General features: G+C 72.0%; 19 protein-coding genes. 10 read left to right on the forward strand and 9 right to left on the reverse strand.

The window, feature by feature from the left end; translation table 11 throughout:
- Nucleotides 1–58 precede the first annotated feature (58 nt).
- From AB0M30_RS32750 to AB0M30_RS32765, 4 genes are all read left to right on the forward strand, one after another.
- Entirely contained in the window at nucleotides 59–931 is an 873-nt protein-coding gene (locus tag AB0M30_RS32750; protein ID WP_364591768.1) for an alkaline phosphatase family protein, read from the forward strand.
- Between the two features lie 46 nt (nucleotides 932–977).
- Nucleotides 978–2,189 carry an MFS transporter gene (locus AB0M30_RS32755; RefSeq protein ID WP_364591771.1) on the forward strand — a complete coding sequence of 404 codons (1,212 nt, stop codon included), beginning with the start codon at nucleotides 978–980 and terminating at the stop codon, nucleotides 2,187–2,189.
- Nucleotides 2,186–3,166 carry a hypothetical protein gene (locus tag AB0M30_RS32760; protein WP_364591774.1) on the forward strand — a complete coding sequence of 327 codons (981 nt, stop codon included), beginning with the start codon at nucleotides 2,186–2,188 and terminating at the stop codon, nucleotides 3,164–3,166. Before AB0M30_RS32755 ends, AB0M30_RS32760 begins: the two co-directional genes overlap by 4 nt.
- A 334-nt stretch (nucleotides 3,167–3,500) precedes the next feature.
- On the forward strand, nucleotides 3,501–3,902 hold the full coding sequence (locus AB0M30_RS32765) for a hypothetical protein (RefSeq protein ID WP_364591777.1): 402 nt from the start codon (nucleotides 3,501–3,503) through the stop codon (nucleotides 3,900–3,902).
- Nucleotides 3,903–3,910: 8 nt separating this feature from the next.
- On the opposite strand, the gene AB0M30_RS32770 is transcribed toward AB0M30_RS32765, so the two are convergent.
- The gene (locus AB0M30_RS32770; RefSeq protein WP_364591994.1) at nucleotides 3,911–5,215 is read right to left on the reverse strand and encodes a tannase/feruloyl esterase family alpha/beta hydrolase; all 1,305 of its coding nucleotides are present in this window, start codon (nucleotides 5,213–5,215) and stop codon (nucleotides 3,911–3,913) included.
- A gap of 216 nt (nucleotides 5,216–5,431) precedes the next feature.
- On the opposite strand from AB0M30_RS32770, the gene AB0M30_RS32775 reads away from it, so the two are divergent.
- Nucleotides 5,432–6,637 carry a PHB depolymerase family esterase gene (locus AB0M30_RS32775; protein WP_364591780.1) on the forward strand — a complete coding sequence of 402 codons (1,206 nt, stop codon included), beginning with the start codon at nucleotides 5,432–5,434 and terminating at the stop codon, nucleotides 6,635–6,637.
- 403 nt (nucleotides 6,638–7,040) lie between these two features.
- Here the strand turns inward: AB0M30_RS32775 and AB0M30_RS32780 are convergent, their stop codons facing one another.
- Genes AB0M30_RS32780 through AB0M30_RS32800 form a run of 5 tightly spaced genes read right to left on the reverse strand, consistent with a single transcriptional unit; the run spans nucleotide 7,041 to nucleotide 12,093 of the window.
- Nucleotides 7,041–8,894 carry a GAF domain-containing protein gene (locus AB0M30_RS32780; protein WP_364591783.1) on the reverse strand — a complete coding sequence of 618 codons (1,854 nt, stop codon included), beginning with the start codon at nucleotides 8,892–8,894 and terminating at the stop codon, nucleotides 7,041–7,043.
- A gap of 1 nt (nucleotide 8,895) precedes the next feature.
- A complete protein-coding gene (locus tag AB0M30_RS32785; RefSeq protein WP_364591786.1) occupies nucleotides 8,896–10,221 on the reverse strand; it encodes an MFS transporter in 1,326 nt (441 codons plus the stop codon).
- A 43-nt stretch (nucleotides 10,222–10,264) separates the two neighbouring features.
- Nucleotides 10,265–11,014, reverse strand: coding sequence for a 3-hydroxybutyrate dehydrogenase (locus AB0M30_RS32790; protein WP_364591789.1), 750 nt, complete (start codon nucleotides 11,012–11,014; stop codon nucleotides 10,265–10,267).
- 49 nt (nucleotides 11,015–11,063) lie between these two features.
- Nucleotides 11,064–11,252 carry a DUF397 domain-containing protein gene (locus tag AB0M30_RS32795; protein ID WP_364591792.1) on the reverse strand — a complete coding sequence of 63 codons (189 nt, stop codon included), beginning with the start codon at nucleotides 11,250–11,252 and terminating at the stop codon, nucleotides 11,064–11,066.
- On the reverse strand, nucleotides 11,245–12,093 hold the full coding sequence (locus tag AB0M30_RS32800; RefSeq protein ID WP_364591795.1) for a helix-turn-helix transcriptional regulator: 849 nt from the start codon (nucleotides 12,091–12,093) through the stop codon (nucleotides 11,245–11,247). Before AB0M30_RS32800 ends, AB0M30_RS32795 begins: the two co-directional genes overlap by 8 nt.
- A gap of 87 nt (nucleotides 12,094–12,180) precedes the next feature.
- On the opposite strand from AB0M30_RS32800, the gene AB0M30_RS32805 reads away from it, so the two are divergent.
- On the forward strand, nucleotides 12,181–12,621 hold the full coding sequence (locus AB0M30_RS32805) for a hypothetical protein (protein WP_014467383.1): 441 nt from the start codon (nucleotides 12,181–12,183) through the stop codon (nucleotides 12,619–12,621).
- Here the strand turns inward: AB0M30_RS32805 and AB0M30_RS32810 are convergent.
- Nucleotides 12,575–12,967, reverse strand: coding sequence for a VOC family protein (locus AB0M30_RS32810; RefSeq protein WP_364591798.1), 393 nt, complete (start codon nucleotides 12,965–12,967; stop codon nucleotides 12,575–12,577). The two genes, AB0M30_RS32805 and AB0M30_RS32810, sit on opposite strands and share 47 nt — an antisense overlap.
- 97 nt (nucleotides 12,968–13,064) lie before the next feature.
- Between AB0M30_RS32810 and AB0M30_RS32815 the strand changes: the two genes are divergently transcribed.
- The 3 genes from AB0M30_RS32815 to AB0M30_RS32825 all read left to right on the forward strand — a co-directional run bounded on the left by AB0M30_RS32815 (nucleotide 13,065) and on the right by AB0M30_RS32825 (nucleotide 16,639).
- A complete protein-coding gene (locus AB0M30_RS32815; RefSeq protein WP_364591801.1) occupies nucleotides 13,065–14,003 on the forward strand; it encodes a WYL domain-containing protein in 939 nt (312 codons plus the stop codon).
- A 298-nt stretch (nucleotides 14,004–14,301) separates the two neighbouring features.
- Nucleotides 14,302–16,368, forward strand: a complete 2,067-nt coding sequence (locus AB0M30_RS32820; RefSeq protein ID WP_364591804.1) for an AMP-binding protein — start codon at nucleotides 14,302–14,304, stop codon at nucleotides 16,366–16,368.
- Between the two features lie 7 nt (nucleotides 16,369–16,375).
- Nucleotides 16,376–16,639, forward strand: coding sequence for a hypothetical protein (locus tag AB0M30_RS32825; RefSeq protein ID WP_364591807.1), 264 nt, complete (start codon nucleotides 16,376–16,378; stop codon nucleotides 16,637–16,639).
- On the opposite strand, the gene AB0M30_RS32830 is transcribed toward AB0M30_RS32825, so the two are convergent.
- Nucleotides 16,624–17,223 carry a GyrI-like domain-containing protein gene (locus AB0M30_RS32830; RefSeq protein ID WP_364591810.1) on the reverse strand — a complete coding sequence of 200 codons (600 nt, stop codon included), beginning with the start codon at nucleotides 17,221–17,223 and terminating at the stop codon, nucleotides 16,624–16,626. The two genes, AB0M30_RS32825 and AB0M30_RS32830, sit on opposite strands and share 16 nt — an antisense overlap.
- Nucleotides 17,223–17,732, reverse strand: a complete 510-nt coding sequence (locus AB0M30_RS32835; RefSeq protein WP_364591813.1) for a PadR family transcriptional regulator — start codon at nucleotides 17,730–17,732, stop codon at nucleotides 17,223–17,225. The genes AB0M30_RS32830 and AB0M30_RS32835 overlap by 1 nt, the downstream gene beginning before the upstream one ends.
- A 103-nt stretch (nucleotides 17,733–17,835) precedes the next feature.
- Here AB0M30_RS32835 and AB0M30_RS32840 point away from each other — a divergent pair, with 103 nt between their 5' ends.
- Entirely contained in the window at nucleotides 17,836–19,143 is a 1,308-nt protein-coding gene (locus AB0M30_RS32840) for an SWIM zinc finger family protein (protein ID WP_364591997.1), read from the forward strand.
- Nucleotides 19,144–19,157 lie beyond the last annotated feature (14 nt).

Genomic DNA, 19,157 nt, shown 5'->3' on the forward strand with positions numbered 1-19,157 from the left:
GCACCGGCCCCTGCCGTGGGCACCATGAGGCGCCCACCCCCTCAGTGCTGGAGGACCCATGATCCGCAAGCGGATCTTCGCCGCGTTCGCCGCGGCCACCCTGGTCACCGCCGGCGTCGCCACGGCGGCCGTCGTCACCCGGACGGACGAGCCCGCCGTCCGGCCGACCGCCGCGGCCGTGCCGGCGTTCGACCACATCGTCCTGGTGATGTTCGAGAACAAGAAGTACTCCTCGATCAACGGCAGTTCCAGCGCGCCCTACTTCAACACTCTCGCCTCGCAGAGCGCGAAGTTCACGAACTCCTTCGCGATCACCCACCCGAGCCAGCCGAACTACGTCGCCCTCTTCTCCGGCGCGACGCAGGGCGTCACCGACGACACCTGCCCGGCCGGCCTCGGCGCGAAGGCCAACCTCGGCCAGCAGCTGATCGGCGCGGGCAAGACCTTCAAGGGCTACTCCGAAGCCATGCCTTCGGACGGCTACACCGGCTGCTCCAGCGGCACCTACCGGCGCAAGCACAACAGCTGGGTGGACTTCTCGAACGTCCCCGCCGCCAGCAACCTGCGCTACTCCGCCTTCCCGAGCGACTTCACCCAGCTGCCGACCGTTTCGTTCGTCACGCCCGACATGTGCAACGACATGCACGATTGCAGTGTCGGCACCGGTGACACCTGGCTGAAGAAGAACCTCGACGCGTACGCCCAGTGGGCCAAGACCCACAACAGCCTGCTGATCACCACCTTCGACGAGGACAGCGGCACGTCGGTCAACCAGATCTTCACGGCGTTCACCGGCGCGGGCGTCAAGGTCGGCAGCTACAGCGAGTCGATCAACCACTACACCGTCCTGCGCACGATCGAGGCGGCCTACGGCCTGCCCGGCATCGGCAACGCCGCGAGCAAGTCGCCGATCCTCGACGTCTGGCAGTAACCGCGTGTACCTGTCCACCATCGGCCGCCGAGAGCATGCTGGGGCGGTGTCCAAGCGCAAGCTCTCGGCGGTCGGCGCGAACGTCTTCGCGCTGGGCGCCGTCAGCCTCGTCACGGACGTCTCCTCGGAGATGGTCACCGCGGTCCTGCCGGTGTACCTCGTCCTCGGGCTGCACCTGAGCCCCGCCGCGTACGGGCTGGTCGACGGCCTCTACACCGGCGCGACGGCGTTGCTGCGGATCGTCGGCGGGTACGTCGCCGACCGGGTCCGGCGGCGCAAGGTCGTCGCCGGCGCCGGGTACGCGCTGTCCGCGGTGGCGAAGCTCGGCCTGCTCGCCGCCGGAGCGTCGGCGGCCGCGATCGGCGCGGTGATCACGCTCGACCGCGCCGGCAAGGGCCTGCGGACGGCGCCCCGGGACGCGCTGATCACCCTGTCGGCACCCGAGCCGCTGCTCGGGCGGGCCTTCGGCGTGCACCGCGCGATGGACAGCGTGGGCGCGTTCGCCGGGCCGCTGGTCGCGCTCGCCGTGCTGGCCGCCGTCGGGGCCACCGACCCCGAAGCGTTCGACGCCGTGTTCGTCGTCAGCTTCTGCGTCGCCGCGATCGGGGTGCTGCTGCTGGTGCTGTTCGTCCGCGACCGCCGGACGCCGAAAGCGGCCGCGACACCGGTCTCGCCGCGCGCGGCGGCCGCGTTGCTGCGGGGCAGCGGCGTGCGGCGGCTGCTGGTGGCCGCCTGCGTGCTCGGGCTGGCCACGGTCGGCGACGGGTTCGTCTACCTGCTGCTGCAGCACAAGGAGGACATCGCCACCGGCTGGTTCCCGCTGCTCGCGGTGGGCACGAACCTCAGCTACCTGCTGCTCGCCGCGCCGCTGGGCGCGCTGGCCGACAAGGTCGGGCGGCTGCCGGTGGTGCTCGGCGGCTACGGCGCACTGGCGCTGGTCTACCTGCTGCTGGCCGGGCCGGTGTCCGGCTGGCCGCTGTTCGTCTTCGCCCTGGCGTTGTACGGCGCCTTCTACGCGGCGACCGACGGCGTCCTGATGGCCCTCGCCGGCCCGCTGCTGCCGGAGTCGTTGCGCACCACGGGGATTTCGCTCGTCCAGACCGCGCAGGCGCTCGCCTACTTCACCTCGTCCGTCCTCTTCGGACTGGCGTGGCAGTTCTGGGGCGCGAACCTCGCGATCGCCGTCGCCGCGGGCGGGGCCGTGGTCGCGATCGCCGTCACGTTCGCGGTGCTGTCCCCGCGGAAGGTGCCGGCGTGAAGACCCGGATCCTCATCGCGGTCGTCGGCGTGCTCGTGCTCGCCGGGGCGGCGGTCGCGTACGTCGGGTTCGCGAGCGCGCGCGGCCACGACGTCACCCCGACCGGTGCCGTCAGCCTCGACCCCGGCCCGCGGCTGCTGTTCCGCAGCACCGGCGACGCCGACCGCGGGCACGTCGCCACCGTGTCCGCCACCGACCCCGGCGGCCCGCGGACGGTGTCGCCGCTGTCGTGCGCACGGGTGTACGCCGCCGGCGGCACCGGGCTCTGCCTGCGCCAGGACGGCGACCTGACCACCTACCAGCTGGCGGTGCTCGACCGGGGGCTGGCCGTGCAGCGGGAGATCCCGCTGGTCGGGCTGCCGAACCGGGCGCGGGTGTCGGCGAGCGGCCGGATGCTCGCGTGGACGGTCTTCGTCACCGGCGATTCGTACAACGGCGGCATGTTTTCCACCCGCGCCGGCATCCTCGACGCGGCGACCGGCGACCTCGCGGGCACGCTGGAGGACTACGCGGTGACCCTCGACGGGAAGCCGTACCAGGCCGCGGACCTCAACTTCTGGGGCGTGACGTTCACCCGCGACGACCGCCACTTCTACGCGACGATGTCGACGGCCGGCCACCGTTACCTGGTCGCGGGCGACTTCGCCGCGCACACGATCCGCACGCTGCGCGAGAACGTCGAGTGCCCGTCGCTGTCCCCGGACGGGACGCGGGTGGCGTTCAAGTCCGCTGTGGACGGCGACCCGGCCAAGGGCTGGCGGCTGTCGGTGCTGGACCTGGCGGCCTCGAAGGTGACGCCGCTGGCGGAGACCCGCAGCGTCGACGACCAGCCGGCGTGGCTCGACGCCCGCACGATCGGCTACGGCCTGCCCCGCGGCCCGGGCCACGCGGACGTCTGGTCGGTCCCGGCCGACGGCTCCGGCGCCGCCCGGCTGCTGATCCCGGACGCCGAGTCCCCGGCGGCCCTGGGTTCGTGAGCGCCGCGGCGGCCTCCGGCAGGGTGCCGCCGATGCGCCTTTCCCGGCTAGGCAGCTAATCGTCCGAAAATGCGGTGAACCGGATCGAACCGCCGGCCGTAGTACTGGGTGAGAGGCGCGGTCTACCCGCCGCGAAACCCGTGTTGAGCTGCAGTTTTACGTCCGGACGGTCGACCCCGTTCGGCCGCTTGCGGGAGCGTCGGCCGTCATTCATGATGGGCTCGGGGTCCGCGAAAATTCATTGCTGTCGAATATCCAGGTGTCGGCCATGCTGCGGAAGTACCGTCCGTCCGGAAGTGAACGTCATGCTCCTACCTGTGCCCGGGGCCGCCTGATGGCCGTCGACCTGCCGGGTCTCGCGATCGTCGCCGGGCTGCTGCTGCCGGCCCTCGCCGCGGCGGCCTGGGCGATCACCCTGGAGCGGCGGCCGCGCCGGTCCCCGGCCGCCCCCGAGCCGGAACCGGACTTCACCGTCGCCGGGATCCAGTCACGCCTCCGCCGCGAGGTGGCCGCGCGGCAGCTGGCCGACGCGGGCACGGTCGCCCTGCCGACGCTGCCGATCCCGGCGCAGACCCGCCGCGAACCGGCCCCGGCCAGGCTGCCGTCCCGCGTGGCGGGCTTCCTCCCGCCACCGGCCCCGGTCACCGCCGGGTTCGCGGCCCCGCGGTTCGCGTTCGCCCCGCCGGACTCGGACTTGATGCGCCGCATTCTCGACGGTTTGCGCAAACTGGACTGACCGGGCGCTCAGCCCAGGTCACACGCCGTCGCCAGCTCCGCCGGGGTCGCTGCGGCCGGGCGGGCGATCGTCGCCGAGGACGGCGGGCGTACGCCGCGCAGCCAGCCCCCGAGGGCGTCGAACGCCGTCCGGAAGCACGGGCCCAGCGGGCGCAGCCGGTCCGGGAAGGCGTCGGCCAGCCCGTCGACGTGGTTGCCGCCCTCGATCCGGTAGTACCGGTGCAGTGCCCCGCGCCCCGCGGCCGTGATCATGCGGTCGTAGACGTCGGAGTCGCGGGTGATCGGCAGCAGCGTGTCGAGCGTGCCGTGCAGCGTCAGCAGCGGCTTGCCGATCCGGCCGGTCAGCGAAATCCGCTCGACCGCGCGCGCCACGGACGGTGGGCGGGACGCATACGCGTAGTCCGCGTCGCAGGACGGCGTTCCCGAAGCGCAGAACGGCGTTCCCGCCTCCAGTGGGCCGTCGAACGACGGATCGACCTCTTCGCGGTAGATCCGCTGCGTCAGGTCCCAGTAGACGCGGTAGTGGTAGTCCCACAGGAACTCCGAGCCCGGCGCGAACCCGGCGTCCAAAATGGACTGGTGCGCCGCCTCCGATCCCACCGCGTACGCCGGGTACGCGCGCAGCGCCGGGGGCAGGAACGTCAGCAGGTTCGGCCCGTCGGCCCGCCACAGCGTCCCTTCCCAGTCGACGCCGCCGTCGTAGAGCCACGGCCGGTTCTCCAGCTGCCACCGCACGAGGTACCCGCCGTTGGACAGCCCGGCCGCGAGGGTCTTCGTGACCGGACGGCCGTAGTGCCGGGCCGCGGTGGCACGAGCGGCGAGCGTCAGCTGCGTGACGCGGGAGTTCCACTCCGCGAGCGCGTCCCCCGGCCGGACGCCGTCGGTGAAGAACGCCGCGCCGGTGTTGCCCTTGTCGGTGGCGGCGAACGCGTAGCCCTCCGCGAGCGCCTGGTCGCCGATCGCGCGGTCGCTCGCGTACTGGCGCCGCACGCCGGGTGAGCCGGAGACGACCAGGCCGCCGTTCCACCGGTCCGGCAGGCGCAGCACGAACTGCGCGTCGTGGTTCCAGCCGTGGTTGGTGTTCGCCGTGGACGTGTCCAGGAAGTAGCCGTCGACCTGCACGCCGGGCACCGCGCCGAAGGTCGGCAGCCCAGCCGAGGTCAGCCCCGCCCAATCGGCCTCGACGGTGTGCCCGGACGCGACGGTTCCGGTCGTCGTCAGGTCGTCCAGGCACGCGGCCACGGACACCTCGGCACCGGGCACGTGCACCGAGCAGCGCCCGGCCACAGCCGACGCCGGTGCGGGCACCGCCACCGCGAGCGCTCCCGCCAGAACCCCAGCCAGCCAACCCCGCACGGTCCACCTCCGCCTCGTCGCGATACCCGAACCCAACCGCGTGCGGCGCCCGGGAGCCATCCCGCCGGTCACCATGAACGGGCGAGCCGATGTGGTGGACGGCCACATGGTCGGCGGCCGCTCGGCCGTCTTAACGTCACCGCGACCCTCTCAACGACGAGAAGGAGCTCGACCATGCGCAAGCTCGCCTTCGCCGGCCTCGCCGCGATCACCGCCGCCGTGCTCACCACCGTCGGGGTGGCCGCCGCCGATCCGCCGCCGTCATCCCTCGTACCGGTCGGCAATTTCGGCGCCAATCCCGGGGCGCTGGCGATGTACACCTACACCCCCACCGGGCTCGGGACCGGCCGTCCGGTGGTCGTCGCGCTGCACGGCTGCACGCAGAGCGCGGCGGACTACTACGCCCACTCGGGCTGGCCCGAGCTGGCCGACCGCTGGGGGTTCGAGGTCGTGTTCCCGCAGCAGTCGACGGCGAACAACTCGCTGAAGTGCTTCAACTGGTTCTCCACCGCCGACGACACCCGCGGCAACGGCGAAGCCGCCTCCGTCAAGTCCATGGTGGACAAGGCGATCGCCGATCACGGCTCGGACCCCGCCCGGGTGTTCGTCACCGGCCTGTCGGCCGGCGGCGGGATGACCGCCGACCTGCTCGCCGCGTACCCGGACGTCTTCGCCGCGGGCGGGATCAACGCCGGGCTGCCCGCCCAGTGCGCCACAAGCGTCACCGAAGCGACGAACTGCCAGCAGAACGACCAGCACCTGACGCCGGCGCAGTGGGCGGCAAAGGTCAAGGCGCAGTACCCCGGCTACGGCGGACCATGGCCGCGGGTCGCGATCTGGCAGGGCACCGGCGACTACACCGTCTACCCGGTCAACGGCACCGAGCTGCGCGACCAGTGGACCGCGGTGCACGGTGTTTCCCAGACGCCGACGAGCACGCAGTCCCTGCCGGGCGGCACCACTCTGACGGACTACGCCGGCAAGGTGCGGCTGTACTCGATCGCGGGCATGGGCCACGGCACCGCGGTCGACCCCGGCACGGGCACGACGCAGTGCGGCAGCACCGGCGCGTACTTCCTCGCCGGGATCTGTTCGAGCTATTACACGGGCGTGTTCTTCGGGCTGGACAAGGGATCGGGCACCACGACGACGGCCACACCGCCGCCGACGACCACCACCACCACGACCACCACGCCGCCGGGCACCTGCGTGAGCGCGAGCAACTACGCCCACACGCAGGCGGGCCGGGCGCACCAGAGCGCCGGGCAGACGTACGCGAACGGTTCGAACCAGGCCATGGGGCTGTGGAACACCTTCACCGTCCACGCGCTGCGGGAGACGTCCCCGGGCTACTGGATCCTCGCCGACGGGCAGTGTTGAGCGGGGCTCCGCCACCCGGACCCCCGCAAGACGGCAGCGCTAAAGGAAGATCCACATCGGGTTGAGGTGTTCATAGGCGGGCGGCTCGGCCAGGCGGCCGAGCCGCACCGGCACGTCGTAGAGCCGTCCGGGCCCAGAACCACGCCCCGGCTCGCTAGTGTCGCGCGTCCGAAGTTCAGTGACAGCGGCCCGGTCCCCGAGCGCCCCAATGTGGCCTTGGTTGCGTTCAACGCACCCAAGGCGGCTTCGGTGCGTTCAACGCACCGAAGGCCACATTGGGGCGCTCTTCCCGGACGTCAACAACTTGCGACGCGCGACACTAGTGCCGGGGTGGGGTACTTGCCGAGCCCGCGGGGGCGCCCCCCGATTTCCACGCTACCGGACAGCACCGACAAAACCGGAGTCAGCGCGGCGTACCGAGCCGGTGCACCCGCAGCGCCAGCTGGATTTCCAGGGCCCGGTCCGGCGCCTGCCAGTCCTCCCCCAGCAGCGACGCCACCCGCTCCAGCCGCTGCACCACGGTGTTCACGTGGACGTGCAGCACGTCCTTCGTGCGCGCCAGCTGCGCACCGTTCGCGAAGTAGGCCCGCAGCGTCGCCACCAGCTCCGTGCCGCGGCGCTCGTCGTAGTCCAGGACCGGCCCCAGCGTGCGGCGGACGAACGCGTCCAGGTCGGCCCGGTCGCCGAGGAGCTGGCCGAGGAAACCCAGCCCGGCCATCGCCGCGCCTTCGCCCGTCCGGCCGAGCGCCAGCAACGCCCGGACGCAGCGCGCCGCCTCCGCGTGGGCCTCCGCGATCGCCGAGGGGCCGCTCGCCGGCCCCGCCGCGCCCACCGTGACCGGGCGGCCGGTCGCCGAGCCGAGGTCGGCCGCGACGCGGCGGGCCAGCTCGTCCGGGTCGCCGGTCGCGAGCAGCACGACCTCTTCGGCGTGCACCCCGACCAGCGTCGCGTGCCGGGCGGCCGCGCTCGCCACGCGCCGCCGCGAGCCGCCGTCCGCGTGCGCGACCAGCACCGCGTGCGGCGCCGACAGGTCGATGCCCAGGCGGCGGCCGCGGGCCAGCAGCGCCCGGGGGTTGCGGCCGGGCGCGGTGAGCAGGTCGGTCAGCAGCTCGCCGCGGACCTCGTCCTCGGCGCGCACCACCGATCGCCGCAGCATCAGCAGCAACGCCGTCACGACGCCGGCGCGTTCGAACAGCCGCCGGTCGGGGTCGCCGAGCCCGGGCCGGCCGGCCAGCACCAGGCAGCCGAGCAGTTCCGGGCCCGCCTGCACCGCGCACACCCAGTTGTCCTTTGTGGACACGGCGCGGCCGGTGAAGCGGGCCGACGCCAGCGCGTCCGGGTCGAGCGCCACCGGATCCGCCGAACTCGCCAGGAGCGTGCCGTCGGCGTCGTACACCGTGAGCTCTCCGTGCAGCACCGCCGCGACCGCGTCCGCCACGTCCGGCAGGTCGCCGCCGCGCAGGACGAGATCGGTGAGCCGGTCGTGGGCGTCCTCGGCGCGTTCCATCGTCGCGTTGGCCTCGTTGAGCTCCGCGACCGCGCGGCGGGTCTGGTCCAGGAGGTTCGCACTGTCCAGGGCGATCGCCGCGTGGTCGGCGAGCGACGACAGCAGCGCCACCTCGTCGGCGGAGAACTCCCGGGCGGCACGGTCGGACGCGAAGAGCACGCCCAGCACCTTCGGGCCGATGGCCAGCGGGACGCCGAGGATGGCGGTCAGGCCCTCGTCCTCGACGCCGGAGTCGATGGGCCGGGTGTGCTTGAACCGGTCGTCGTTGAAGTAGTCCGAGGTCGCGTACGGCCGGGCGGTCTGCGCGACCAGCCCGCCGAGGCCCTCCCCCATGCCGAGCACGATCTGCTGGAACTCCGCCGACACCGAGCCGTCGCTGACCCGGATGTAGGTCTTGCCCTCGGCTTCGTTGTTGAGGCTGAGGTAGGAGACGTCGACGCCGAGCAGCGCCCGCGCCCGCCGGACGATCGAGCGCAGCACGGTGTCCGGATCGGACAGCGCGGCGAGCTCGCTCGCGGTCTCGAACAGCGCGGTGAGCCGGGCCTCGCGCCGCCGGTGCTCGGCCAGGGTCTCGCGGATCCGCAGGGCCAGCTCGCCCGCGCTGGCCAGCGCGGCCAGGTCGGCCGGGTCGAGGGCGCCCTCGGCGCGGGCGGCCACGACGACGTGCGCCAGCTGCTCGGTGCTCGCCCCGGAGGCGAGCAGGTCGAGCAGCCGGCGCAGCGCGTCCGAGGGTGCGGTCACGGCGGTCATGCTAGGGCGAGACGGCTGCCTTCTCCGCTTCGACGTCGTCGTGCAGCGATTCGCCGCGGGTTTCCCGGGCGGAAAGCAGCGCGATCACCGTGATCACGCACATCGCTGTCACGTACAGCGACACCGGAATGGTGCTGCCCCAGCTGGAGAACAGCGCGACGGCGACCAGCGGCGCGACGGCCCCGGCGGCGATCGACGAGAGCTGCCCGCCGACGGAAAGGCCGGTGTAGCGCACCCGGGTCGGGAACTGCTCGGCGAAGAACGCGGCCTGCGGGCCGTACATCGCGCCGTGCAGCACCAGCCCGACGGTCGTGGCCAGCACGATCACCGCCGACGACTTCGTGTCGAGCAGCGCGAAGAACGCGAAGCTCCACAAGGCCATCCCGATCGCGCCGAACAGGTAGACCGGGCGGCGGCCGACGCGGTCCGACAGCGCGCCCCACACCGGGATCGTCACGAAGTGCACGGCCGAGCCGATGAGCACCGCGGTCAGGCCGACGCCCTTCGGCAGGTGCAGCCCGGTTGTGACATACACCAGGATGAACGCGGTGATCACGTAGTACGAGACGTTCTCGGCCATCCGGGCGCCGATGGTGATCAGCACCTGGCGCCAGCTGTTGCGGAAGACGTCGACGACCGGCACGTGCTTCTCGGCGCGCAGCTCGGCCTGGCGCTGAGCCGCGAGGAAGACGGGCGACTCGGTGACGGCCAGCCGGATCCACAGGCCGATCAGCAGCAGCACGCCCGAGAGCAGGAACGGGACGCGCCAGCCCCAGGACAGGAACGTCGCATCGGACTGGGTGGCCGAGAGGATCGCCAGCACCGCGGTGGCCAGCAGGTTCCCGCCCGGCGCGCCGCACTGCGGCCAGCTCGCCCAGAAACCGCGGCGGCGGTCGTCACCGTGTTCGGAGACGATCAGGACGGCGCCACCCCATTCGCCGCCCAGCGCGAAGCCCTGGACGAGCCGGAGCAGCGTAAGCAGGATCGGAGCCAGGACACCGGCGGTGGCGTACGTCGGCAGGACGCCCATCAGGCAGGTCGAGCCGCCCATCAGGACGAGGCTGACGATCAGGAGTTTCTTCCGGCCGAGCCGGTCGCCGAAGTGGCCGAAGACCAGCCCGCCGACCGGCCGGGCGAGGAAGCCGACGGCGTAGGTGAGGAACGCCAGCAGCGTGCCGGTGAGCGGGTTCGCCGTCGGGAAGAACAGCTTGTTGAAGACGAGGGCGGCGGCCGAGGTGTAGAGGAAGAAGTCGTACCACTCGATGGTGGTGCCGATCAGGCTCGCGCCGACGATCTTGGCGATCGCCGACCGGTGGGGTTGGCTCACTGCGGGCTCCACTTCCTTGTGGGGTTCGTTGCGGCGGACGGGTTTACGCGGCGGTCCAGCCGCCGTCGAGCGGGACGGAGGCCCCGGTGATGTGGCCGGCGTGCGGGGAGCACAGCCACACCACCAGGGAAGCGACGTCTTCGGGTTCGATGAGCTTCTTGATCGCGGCCCGCTTGAGGAGGACCTCGGCGACGACGTCCTCACGCGGGATGTCGTGCTCGGCGGCCTGGGCATCGATTTGGCCGTCGACCAGCGGAGTCCGGACGTATCCGGGGTTCACGCAGTTGCTCGTGACGCCGTGTTCGGCGCCTTCGAGGGCGGCGACCTTGGAGAGGCCTTCGAGCCCGTGCTTGGCGGCGACGTAAGCGGCCTTGTAGGCGGAGGCGCGCAGCCCGTGGACGCTCGACATGTTGACGATCCGGCCCCATCCCCGGGCGTACATCGCGGGAAGGGAGCGCCGGATGAGGAGGAAGGGAGCGGTGACCATCAGGGCCTGGATCCGCGTGAAGACGTCGGGCGGGAAGTCTTCGAGCGGCGCGACGTGCTGGATCCCGGCGTTGTTCACCAGGACGTCGACTTCGGCGGGCAGGGCGTCGATCGAGGTGGGGTCGGTGAGGTCGGCGACGTGCGCCCAGCCGCCGACTTCGGAGGCGGCGGCTTCGGTGCGGCGTTCGTCGATGTCGACGACGTGCACCTTCGCCCCGGCCGCGGCGAGAGCGCGGACGCAGGCGAGGCCGATGCCGCTCGCCCCGCCGGTGACGAGGGCGGTGCGCCCGTCCAGATCGCTGGTCATGGACGGGAACGGTAAGCGTGACCCCGGTCGCTAGCTATGTGCGGAAGAGCTACACCTCAGGAAGATCCAGTGTGGCGGGCCGACACAGTGCGGAGAGTAAGGCGTCCCACGATCGGGTGGATATTTCGAGGGTGCCGCCGGAGCGGTCCTTGGTGTCGCGGATTTTTGCCGCAGGTCCGAGCGCCACTTCGACACAGTTTTCATCTTGTGAATAGCGCGAGGTCAGCCATTCACCCATCCGAGCCTCCGAGTTCGGCGATCACCTCCCCGATGAACGCGCAACTGTCCTGCTCGCTCATGGCAAGCGCCGCCAGGTTCTTGGCAGCCGACCGGTAGTCAGCCACCTGGTCCTCAGCGTAGAGGTACGCGCTTGCCCGGAACTGCTCGAGGAACACGATCGGCGGCAGCTGCGGGAAGTCGAGGATCACGAACGGCCCGCACAGCCCCGCGTGGAACCGCGGGCTGCCGCGGAAAACCTGCAGGCTGATGTTCGGCCGCCGTGACAGCTGAAGCAGGAACCGGAGCTGATCGACCATCACCGGCCGCTCGATGAACTCCGGCCGCAGAGCAGCCTCGCCGACCACAGCTCGGAACGGGGTCGGCCGCGGTCCGCGAAGCAAGCTCCGCCGGGCCTCCCGAAGTGCGACCAGCTTTTCGAGCTCATCACCGACCACACCGAAGCCGGCCAGCGCGATCCGAGCGTAGGCAGGTGTCTGAAACAGTCCGGGAAGCAGCGCCGGTTCCCAACCGAACAGCTCACTGGCCTCGCGCTCGTAGTCAACGTAGGCGCCCAGTTTCCGGCCGGGCATCGACTGTTCGAGCCAGCTCGGCTCGCGGGCGGTGCGAGCGAGCTCCAGCAACCTCGCCCGCTCCCCCGGCTCCACCACCAAGAACCCCAGCAGCAGCGCCACCTGCTCCACCTTGGGAATCCGCTTCCCGTACTCCCAGTTGGACAGCTCCTGCGCATGCACGCCGATCTTCCGGGCCAGCTGCCGCACGCCGAGGTTCCGCGCTTCCCGGCAGGTGCGCAGCCCGAACCCGAGCGCTCTCGCCCGGGGTGTCGCGAAGGGTGTCGCCATGACCGCATTCTGTCATCGGGGTCCGACATTTCCCGTCGCCGGCCGCCCGCCTGGTGTCGCGGATCCGCGTCAGGTTCGCTGCTGGTCATGGACCCGGACCACGCACTTCTGACCCGTCTTCGCGACCTCGCCGAAACGCTCCCCGGCGATCTCGCCTGGCTGACCGGACCGCCCTTGCGCGCGGACGGCCTGCGCGACCTCGGCGAGCGCCTCAGCTGCCTCGGCGCGGACCTCATCAGCCGCGCGGGCGTGCTCGACGAGATCGCCGCCGCGCGGCTGCCCGCCCACGGCTGGATCCCCGAGTGCGGGCCGGAGCCGCGGCGCCGGCTGTCCCACTACGTCGGCCGTGGCGAGGTGCGGCTCGGCCTGATCTACTTCGCGAGCTGCGGCGCGGGGTGCTTCCCCTTCTACGGCACCGATCCGGCGGGCCGGACCGAGCGGCACGAGCGGTGCGAAAAGTGCGTCAAAGAGGCGTACCGGCTCATGAGCGTTCCGCCAGCACCGCGAGATAGTGCACGTTCGTCATGATCCCGAGGACGTTGCCGAACGGGTCGACGACCGAGGCCGTCACGAACCCGGGCCCGCGTTCGATGATCGGCTCGTACTCCTTCGCGCCCAGCTCCAGGAGGCGCGCGAACGTCGCTTCGAGGTTGTCGACGTGCCAGCGGACGATCTCGCCACCCGGCTCGGTGAGCGCGGACGGGGCGTACTTTCGGTCGATGATGCCGAGTTCGTGCTGGTAGTCGCCGATCCGGAACTCCGAGTACCCGGGGACGTTGAAGTACGGTTCGACCCCCAGGAACTCCGCGTACCAGGCCTTCGCGGCCTCGAGGTCCTCGGCGTAGTACGTCACGGTGGCCATTCCTCGCAGCATGTCCGGCTCCTCTGAAGCGGTGGTTCGAGCGGTGTGGAGCCATCATGCGGGGTAAAAGTGCTCATCGAGTGACCACTTTGTTTGCGACACTTCTTTCATGCGCGCCGACCGCCTCGTGGCCACCCTCCTGCTGATGCAGACGCGCGGCCGCGTCACGGCCGCCGAACTGGCGGCGGAGCTGGAAATCTCGGTCGCCACCGCGCGCCGCGACCTCGAAGCCCTCTCGGCGGCCGGGGTGCCCGTCTACCCCCAGCCGGGCCGCGGCGGCGGCTGGCAGCTCGTCGGCGGCGCGCGCACCGACCTCTCCGGCCTGAGCGCCCGCGAGGCGCAGGCGCTCTTCCTGCTGGCCGGCCCGGCCGCGGCGGGCGCGCCGGAGGTCAAATCGGCGCTGCGGAAGCTGATGGGCGCGCTGCCGGGCACGTTCCGGGCGGACGCCGAGGCGGCGGCGGACGCGGTCGTCGTCGACCAGGCCGGCTGGGGTGAACGCCCGAAGGAACGGCCGCCGATGGTCTCGCTGCTGCGGGACGCCGTCATCGCCCGCCGCCGGGTCCGGCTCGCCTACGCCGGGCGCGAGAAGTCCGAGCGGCTCGTGGACCCGTGGGGCCTGGTCGACAAGGACGACGTCTGGTACCTGGTCGCGGGAACGGCGAAGGGCCGCCGCACCTTCCGCGTCGACCGGATCGTCTCGGCCACCCCGACCGACGAGCCCGCGGACCGGCCGTCGGACCTCGAGCTGGCGGCGGTCTGGCGGGAGGTCGTCGAGGAGATGGAAAAGCGCCGTTCGCTGCTGAGCGCGGACGTGGTGCTCGCCCGCCGGCACTTCCGGGTGCTTCAGGACCGGTTCGGGCGGCACTGCGAGCTGGTCGCGGAGCTGCCCGGGGAGCGGGTCCGCGCGCGGGTCGCCGCGCCGGCGCCGGTCATGATCGCGCAGGAGCTGGCGGGGTGGGGCGCGCTGGTCGAGGTCGAGGGCCCGGAGTCGGTACAGGCGGAACTGGCCCGGCTCGGCGCGGAGCTGGTTGCGCGCTACGGGACGTGATCACTGCCCGTTATGACACGAGATGTCGGAAACGCCCCGGCCGGCCTCCGCACCCGCCGAAAGGCACTTGCACACTTTCCGGACCTTGCTCGTCGATCATGTCGAATGGCCGTGATCGCGCCCCAGCTTGGTGAACGCCGTTCATCGGTCTACAATGGACACCAGGCGGGAACACTCGGAGTGTCCGTTACCCGCCGGTATCTGGCCGTTCGGAGTATCCCTGATCACCCGTTTGCTGCTATTGTGACGCCTCCGTGACCTGAACGTGCGTTCGGCGACACCTCGGTGAGGGCAGACAATGCGTGACGATGTGGTCGAGGCGAGTGCCGTGGTCGGACACCCGCCCGACGTGGTGTGGCAGATCGTCGGATCGCCGGAGTGGTACTCGCGGTTCGTGCCGGAGATCAGCTGGTGCGAGATCCAGGAGCCGGCCGGGCGCGGGCGCGGCCCGAAGGGCGTGGTCCGGATCGTCCCCGCGCGGGGACCGATGCTCGAGACGCAGATGCAGGCCGTCGTCTACCGGCCGGGCGAGCACGTCGTGTGGTGCGGCGTCCCCGACGAAGGCACCTGGGTCTCCCTGGAGCTGAGACCGCTGGCCGGCGGCCAGACCGAGCTGTTCGTGCGGATGATGCTGCCGCCGTCGCACCTGGAACTGGTGTCGACGATCAAGAAGGACGTCCGCGCCCTCGCCCGGCGCCTCGACCTGCACCTGGCCGGAGAGCACGACCCCGGCACCGACAGCGAGACCAACAAGGCCACCAAGCTGCGCACCACGAGCATCCTGCTGCGCGCCGGCGTGCTCAGCGCCGGGCGGCCGGACAAGCTCGCGCGCCAGCTGAACTCCCTCGCGCAGTGGGGCGCCACGGTCGCGGGCGGCTACCAGGCCGCCGCGGCCCGCGTCCCGGACGAGCTCGCCCTGCACGACGAACGCAGCGTCCGCACCTTCCGCCAGGTCCAGGAGCGCAGCGACCGGCTCGCCAACGCGCTGAGCGAACTCGGCGTCGTCGAACGCGACCGGATCGCGCTGATGTGCCGCAACCACGCCGCGATGATCGAGTCGTTCGTCGCGGCCAGCAAGCTCGGCGCCGACGTCATCCTGCTGAACACCGGCCTGTCCGCCGCCTCGGTCAAGGACGTGCTCGCCGAGCACCAGCCGTCCGCCGTGCTGGCCGACGACGAGTTCGCGCAGACCATCGCGAACGTGCCGGGCGACTTCGCCCGGATCAGCACCTGGCCGGACGCCGACGCCGGCTACCCGACCGTCGACGAGCTGATCCAGGCCGCGCCCGCCGACCGCCCGAAGCCGGTCGAGCGGCCCGGCCGGCTGATCGTGCTCACCTCCGGCACCACCGGGACGCCGAAGGGCGCGCGGCGGCCCACGCCGAAGGGGCTGGGCACCGCCGCGGCGATCCTCGACCGGATCCCGCTGCGCTCCGGCGACCGGCTGCTCGTGGCCGCGCCGCTGTTCCACACGTGGGGCCTCGCGGCGATGCAGATCGGGATGGCGCTGCGGGCGTCGCTCGCGCTGATCCGCAAGTTCGACGCCGAAGAGACGTTGCGGACGATCGCCGAGCAGAAGTGCGACGCGCTGTTCGCCGTGCCGATCATGCTGCAGCGGATCATGGACCTGCCCGAGCGGGTCCGCGCGCGCTACGACCTTTCGTCGCTGCGGATCGTGGCCAGCAGCGGCTCGGCGATGTCCGGGCCGTTCGTGACGTCCTTCATGGACACCTTCGGCGACGTCCTCTACAACTTCTACGGCTCGACCGAGGTGTCCTGGGCGAGCATCGCCGACCCGGCCGACCTGCGCGCGGCGCCGACGACGGCCGGCCGCTGTCCGCTCGGCACGCGGCTGGCGATCCTGGACGAGGACCGCAAGCCGGTGCCGCCGGGCGGCGAGGGCCAGATCTTCGTCGGCAACGACATGCTGTTCGAGGGCTACACGAGCGGAACCGACCCGGCCCGCGCGGCGGACATGATGGCCAGCGGCGACGTCGGCTACCTCGACGCGGCGGGCCGCCTGTTCGTCACCGGCCGGGCCGACGAAATGATCGTCTCGGGCGGCGAGAACGTGTTCCCCCGCCCGGTGGAAGAGGCGCTGGTGGCGCTCCCGGGCGTGCACGACGCGGCGGTGGTCGGCGTCGCGGACGCGGAGTGGGGCCAGCGCCTGGCGGCGTACGTCGTCCCGCGGCGGGGCGCGTCGCTGCACGCGGAGGACATCCGCCAGTACATCCACCACCGCCTGGCCCGGTTCGCGGTGCCACGGGACGTCTATTTCGTGCCGGACCTGCCGCGCAACGCGACGGGCAAGATCCTCAAGCGCCTCCTCCACGACGACACCTGGCCGGCGACCAGCGAATACTGATGCACTGATGCCCGAGCACACGCCGGACGGCCGGTACATCGTGGTCAACGGCCGCCGCTGGCGCGCGACGGACCCGGAAATCCCGGACGACGTCCGCGATCGCCTGCAGAAGCACCTGATGGCGGCCCGGCGCGTGCAGGACCGCGCGCGCGTCCAGACGGCGAAGGTGGCGTTGGGCGAGCGCGGTGAGCCGTGGTGGGAGCAGACGTCCACCCAGCGCCGGGCGCGGTGGGAAAGCGGCCTCGCCGCCCTCGATCAGCCGACCGGCTGACGCAGCACCGTCCGCAGCTTCGCGGGCTCGACGCGTCTCGGGTCGCCGAGGTACACCTCGTGGTGCAAGCCGGTCGGCTTCAGTCCTTGCGCCGTAAGGTATTCGTCGTGCAGGCGGGCCAGCAGTGGACCTTCGTCGTCGTACGACCCGATGTGGAGCGCCTGCGCGCACCGGCCCTCGTGCAGCTTCTCCAGCCGGACCGGTGCGTCGAGCTTCTTCTTGCGCCGCACCGTTTCCCTGGCCTCCTCGACGGCGGCCTCCTCGATCCACGACGGCTGCGCGATGAGCATGGTCCACTGCCAGGAATCCTTGGCGCGCACGGTGAAAGCCGCGTAGTCCTCGGCCCACCACAGGCCCTCCAACGGGCCCACGACGAAGTCCTCACCACGCTGCTTCGCTGCCATCTTGATCGTGTAGGCGAAGGCGTAGAGCGCTTCGACGGCCTTCCGGTAGCTCTCCGCCGTGTTCGGGTTGCCGCGGCCGTCGATCGCGAGGAACCGCTGTTCGGGGACGTCCAGCAAGGCCCAGTCGGTGTTCTTGGGCGCGTAGAGCTGCTTCAGGTCCTTTTTGATGTCGTAGGGCATCAGGTCATTCCTTCCAGCCATCGGGCTTCCGCCTCGAGTTGGGCGACGGAGTAGTCGAAGATCGCGCGGACGAACGGCGGGGCGTGCTCCTGGGCCGCGGCGGCGCGGCGGACCTCGGCGAGCCGCTCTTCCACGGCTTCCGCGCGCCGGGCCAGCGCGGCCGCGAGGCGTTCGGGCGGGACGGCCGGGCTGTTCGCCAGGCCGGCGAGCACCGGCGGATGCACCGGCCGCAGCTCCGCGATGGCGGCTTCGGCGGCCGCCGCACACGCTTTCCGGCCCGCATCGGTGGCCGTGAACGTCTTCTTGGCCTTGGCGTGCGCGCGTTCCCCCGCGACCTCGGCGACCAGGCCTTTCTCGCGGAGTTTCCCCAGGACGTAGTAGATCGAGCTGAAGCCGAGGGCCGTCCAGTCGCGCATGCCGCGCTCCGAGACGACCTCGTCCAGCTCGTAGCCGTGCCTCGGCCGCTCGACCACCAGGCCGAGCACCGTCAGTTCCGCGTCGGTCAGCACGGCCGTACTCTAGCACTAGAATAGTCGGTCGCCAGAAATTGTCGGTGGGTGCTGGCATGCTTCACCTCGTACCGGAAAGCGAGGGAGAACAGTGGGGGGACAGGTGGTGACGGCGGTGCCGTGGACCGCGGAACGCGTGGCCGGGCTGGCGCCGGATCCCGCTTCGGAGAAGGCGGGCCGGGCGCTCGCGACGCCGGCGCGGTGGTCGGGCGCGGGTGCGTCCGAAGACGCCGTGTGGGGCTTCTGCCAGGGCAGTGGCAAGAAGCCGTACCAGACGTGCGTCGAGCTGGCCGAGCCCGCGTTCCGGTGTTCCTGTCCCAGCCGGAAGTTCCCGTGCAAGCACGCGCTGGGGCTGCTGCTGCTCTGGGCGACCGGGCGCATCGACGGCGCGGAACCACCCGAGTGGGTGCACACGTGGCTGTCCGAACGCGCGGACCGCGCCCGCCGAGCGGGAAACCGCGCCGAGGCGGCGGGCCCGAAGGACGAGGAGGCGGCCGCCCGGCGTGCTTCCGATCGCGTGGCCCGCGTCGAGGGCGGCGTAGCGGAGCTGAAGGTCTGGCTGACCGACCGGATCGGGGCCGGGTTCGCGGGCTTCGAGCGCAACGGCGGTGACGAGCTGCGCACGGTCGCGGCGCGGATGGTCGACGCGCAGGCGTCGGGGCTCGCGGGCGGCTTGCGCCGGGCGGCGGGGCTCGTCGGCCGGCGCGACTGGCCGGAGGCGCTGCTGGCCGAGCTGTCCCAGCTGTACCTGCTCGCCGACGCGGCCACGCGCCTGGAGTCGCTGCCACCCGCGCTGGTGGAGACCGTCCGCACGCGGCTGGGGTTTTCGGTGGAGACGGCCCGGGTGCTGGAGACCGGCGAGCGCGTCGCGGACGAATGGCTGATCACCGGCGCGGCGGACGAGGAGAACGACCGGCTGCTCACCCGCCGGACGTGGTTGCGCGGCCTCGGCACGGGCCGGGACGCGCTGGTGCTGTCGTTCGCGCCGCCGGGACGTCCCCTGGACGCGACGTTGCCACCGGGCCACCGGCTGACCGCGGAACTGGCGTTCTACCCGGGCGCGGCGCCGCTGCGGGCCCTGGTGGCGGAGCGCGGAATCCCGCTCGCGGCTCCGGCGGCCGAAGGTGGGTCGATCGCGGACGCCCTGGCGGCGCACACGCGGGCGATGGCGGCGGACCCGTGGCTGGAGCGCTGGCCGGTGCTGTTGTCGGGCGTCACCCCGGCCGAGCACGCGGGCGGCTGGTGTCTGTCCGAAGAGGACGGCACGGCGATGCCGCTGGTGCCGTACGCGTTCCCGTGGTCACTGCTGGCCCTCTCGGCGGGGCGCCCGTTGACGGTGGCCGGCGAGTGGAGCCCGGCGGGGTTGCGGCCGCTGATGTGCTGGCACGAGAACCGGGCGGTGCGGCTGTGAAGGTTTTCCCCTAC

This window comes from Amycolatopsis sp. NPDC051716 (genome assembly GCF_040681595.1).
Classification (GTDB): domain Bacteria; phylum Actinomycetota; class Actinomycetes; order Mycobacteriales; family Pseudonocardiaceae; genus Amycolatopsis.

Bases quoted from the DNA above. Each gene is read 5' to 3' on its own strand.
- AB0M30_RS32750 (WP_364591768.1), top strand. From the start codon at position 59: ATGATCCGCAAGCGGATCTTCGCCGCGTTCGCCGCGGCCACCCTGGTC.
- AB0M30_RS32765 (WP_364591777.1), top strand. From the start codon at position 3,501: ATGGCCGTCGACCTGCCGGGTCTCGCGATCGTCGCCGGGCTGCTGCTG.
- AB0M30_RS32775 (WP_364591780.1), top strand. From the start codon at position 5,432: ATGCGCAAGCTCGCCTTCGCCGGCCTCGCCGCGATCACCGCCGCCGTG.
- AB0M30_RS32780 (WP_364591783.1), bottom strand. From the start codon at position 8,894: ATGACCGCCGTGACCGCACCCTCGGACGCGCTGCGCCGGCTGCTCGAC.
- AB0M30_RS32790 (WP_364591789.1), bottom strand. From the start codon at position 11,014: ATGACCAGCGATCTGGACGGGCGCACCGCCCTCGTCACCGGCGGGGCG.
- AB0M30_RS32795 (WP_364591792.1), bottom strand. From the start codon at position 11,252: ATGGGTGAATGGCTGACCTCGCGCTATTCACAAGATGAAAACTGTGTC.
- AB0M30_RS32800 (WP_364591795.1), bottom strand. From the start codon at position 12,093: ATGGCGACACCCTTCGCGACACCCCGGGCGAGAGCGCTCGGGTTCGGG.
- AB0M30_RS32805 (WP_014467383.1), top strand. From the start codon at position 12,181: ATGGACCCGGACCACGCACTTCTGACCCGTCTTCGCGACCTCGCCGAA.
- AB0M30_RS32810 (WP_364591798.1), bottom strand. From the start codon at position 12,967: ATGCTGCGAGGAATGGCCACCGTGACGTACTACGCCGAGGACCTCGAG.
- AB0M30_RS32815 (WP_364591801.1), top strand. From the start codon at position 13,065: ATGCGCGCCGACCGCCTCGTGGCCACCCTCCTGCTGATGCAGACGCGC.
- AB0M30_RS32820 (WP_364591804.1), top strand. From the start codon at position 14,302: ATGCGTGACGATGTGGTCGAGGCGAGTGCCGTGGTCGGACACCCGCCC.
- AB0M30_RS32825 (WP_364591807.1), top strand. From the start codon at position 16,376: ATGCCCGAGCACACGCCGGACGGCCGGTACATCGTGGTCAACGGCCGC.
- AB0M30_RS32830 (WP_364591810.1), bottom strand. From the start codon at position 17,223: ATGCCCTACGACATCAAAAAGGACCTGAAGCAGCTCTACGCGCCCAAG.